At 29.7% G+C, this 2,355-nt stretch carries 3 protein-coding genes; all 3 read left to right on the forward strand.

Annotated features, from left to right (window positions below):
• On the forward strand, window positions 1-501 hold a 501-nt coding region (locus tag BSU00_RS11015; protein WP_233188709.1), incomplete at its 5' end, for a hypothetical protein.
• Between the two features lie 344 nt (window positions 502-845).
• Complete coding sequence (locus tag BSU00_RS11020; protein ID WP_105004427.1) at window positions 846-1,370, forward strand: TrmH family RNA methyltransferase; 525 nt, start codon at window positions 846-848, stop codon at window positions 1,368-1,370.
• Window positions 1,371-1,420: 50 nt separating this feature from the next.
• The gene (locus BSU00_RS11025) at window positions 1,421-2,209 is read left to right on the forward strand and encodes a hypothetical protein (RefSeq protein ID WP_105004428.1); all 789 of its coding nucleotides are present in this window, start codon (window positions 1,421-1,423) and stop codon (window positions 2,207-2,209) included.
• Window positions 2,210-2,355: the final 146 nt, after the last annotated feature.

Genomic DNA, 2,355 nt, shown 5'->3' on the forward strand with positions numbered 1-2,355 from the left:
GCAACAATAAACAAAAAAATGAAAATAGGGATTTTATCACCAAGACCTTTTGGTATATCATGGATACTATCAATTATTATTTTAGGGGTTACGACAGGTAAATTAGAGTTATTGGATATCTTAAATAAAAATTATAGAGATCTAACAGTCCTCTTAATAGTCTTGATAATATCAAAAACTCTACATTATTTTTACTCTGGTAAAATTAAAATAACTTCAATTTCAGATGAGAATTTTGAAATAAAGATTAAAAAATTACCGTTATTCTCTAAACTTAAAAACCAAACTATAAAATTAACCGATATAGAGCACTTCAGAGTTTCTAAAGGTAGAGCTTGTGACAGAATAATAATTGAATTAAAGAACAAGGAAAACGTTAGAATTTGTACAGATAACTTGAAAAACTTTTTAAGCTTAAGAGATGAAAAAAAAGATTTAATAAATTTATTTACAGAAAAAAATATAGAACTAAAAAAAGCCTCATGGTATGATGGCCTCTAATTCTTCATCTATAAATTCTGAGTAATGGATTAATTTTAATGACATTTCTTAACCATTTTAAGCTTACATTAATTTAAAATTAAAGTCTTATTATAATTAGTATTAGGTAGGATAAAATACTGTTGCTAACACGGTATATGAAAACATAGCTAATTAAGTGTTTAATCAATAATTTTGTGTTTTATTTGCTGAGACCGCCAAGTTTTTAATTTGGCTTAAAAACTGAGAAGTTAAATCAAAATATAAAAAATTGGCTCTGTGATAAACCCAAAATGTAGTGTCTATTTACACGCTACGTTTCATACACTTGCCGTTGTGCATAATTTGACGAAAATTAAACGAAATTGACTGAAAACTTTGAACTTATTGCAGTTTTAGAGAATCCAAACTTCTTAATGAATATCGGAAATGTAATAAGGAATATAAATGGACTTGGAGTTGACAGATTGTTTGTGATTGATGGACAAAAAAGACTTGAAGATAATCTTGAAGAATTAAGACAAAGAAAATCATTGTTAAAGTACTCAAACGGTGCTGTAAAGTGGACAGATATAAAAGTATTTACAGAAGCTAAAACTTGTTTTGATTTCCTAAACAAAAATGGTTTCATTTCAGTTGGAACTTCACCACATAACATTTGTAAAAGACAAGTTAAACTGACTGAATCTAAATTGGTTGAACCTAAACTTGCTATTTGGTTTGGTGAAGAATCGAAAGGGTTGAGTAAAATAGCAGCCGAATTATGTGAATACTGTTTGACAATAGATATAAAAGGAAAAGTTGAGAGTTTTAATCTATCTACAACAACCGGAATTGTAATGTATGAAGCAACTAAACAAAGAGAAAAAACTATGCGCAACAAGGTGTAAAAATGCATTAAAACGCATTTTACACTAACCGTTACCACCAATTTGAAAAAATGAACAACCTGACAAAAATTTTACTTCTGATACTTACTGTATCTTTTTTCACAAGCTGTGATTTTATTAATAACTCATTTACTTACAAAGACACTACAGAAGGATTTGTACAAGCTCTAATAGAAGAAGATTATGAAAAAAGTCTGACCTTTATGGCAATAGAAAACAAAGCGTTCAAAAACACGAATTTAGATACGTTAAAATTAGGTTTAGGAAATTTCCAAAACGTAATTGTGTCTAATTTTGGGAAAGAGCTGAACTACAAATTTATGACTGCCGAAAAAACTCTATCGACAGTAGAAGGGGAAAGTACAGCGCCCAATACAACTTTAGCTCAAATAGAGTTTTCAAATGACACAGATTTTGGTGTCTTCGAAATTACTTTTGATGATAATTCTAATAAAATATTACATATTAAAACGCTGGATTTAAAAGAGAAAATTCCGAATATGACTTTCTTCTGGCTATTTGGAGTTTTGGCAATATGCATTCCGATTTTTAACATTTGGATAATTAGAAAAATTAAGAGGAGTAATCTAAAGAAAAAATGGCTGAAATATATTGCTGTAATTTTTCTAAATGTTCCTGCAATAACTTATAGCGCAGTTTATGGTCTTTCTTTTAGTTTATTAACGTTTCAAATTCTGTTCGGAATTAGTTTTTCATATATGGGATATTTGAGTTCAGCTTGGACTTTCGGAATACCACTTGGCGGACTATATTGGTTATGGAAATTGAATAAAAAAAAGGATGAAGAAACAACCGAAAATGAAATAATGGCGGAATAAAAACTGGTGGTAACAATGTATAACCGCAATTACGGCGGATTCGACTACGTCCGAATCCACTCGGAATTGCTAAAGTCAGTGCTAAACCGAAAATTAGTAAATTTAAACCCGTAACTGACGGTTATACTCACCGTTGTGTGCAACCA

The organism is Tenacibaculum sp. SG-28 (assembly GCF_002954385.1).
Taxonomy (GTDB): domain Bacteria; phylum Bacteroidota; class Bacteroidia; order Flavobacteriales; family Flavobacteriaceae; genus Polaribacter.

What these genes read in the sequence shown, in the direction of transcription:
- BSU00_RS11025 (WP_105004428.1), top strand. Translation starts at nt 1,421, where the DNA reads ATGAACAACCTGACAAAAATTTTACTTCTGATACTTACTGTATCTTTT.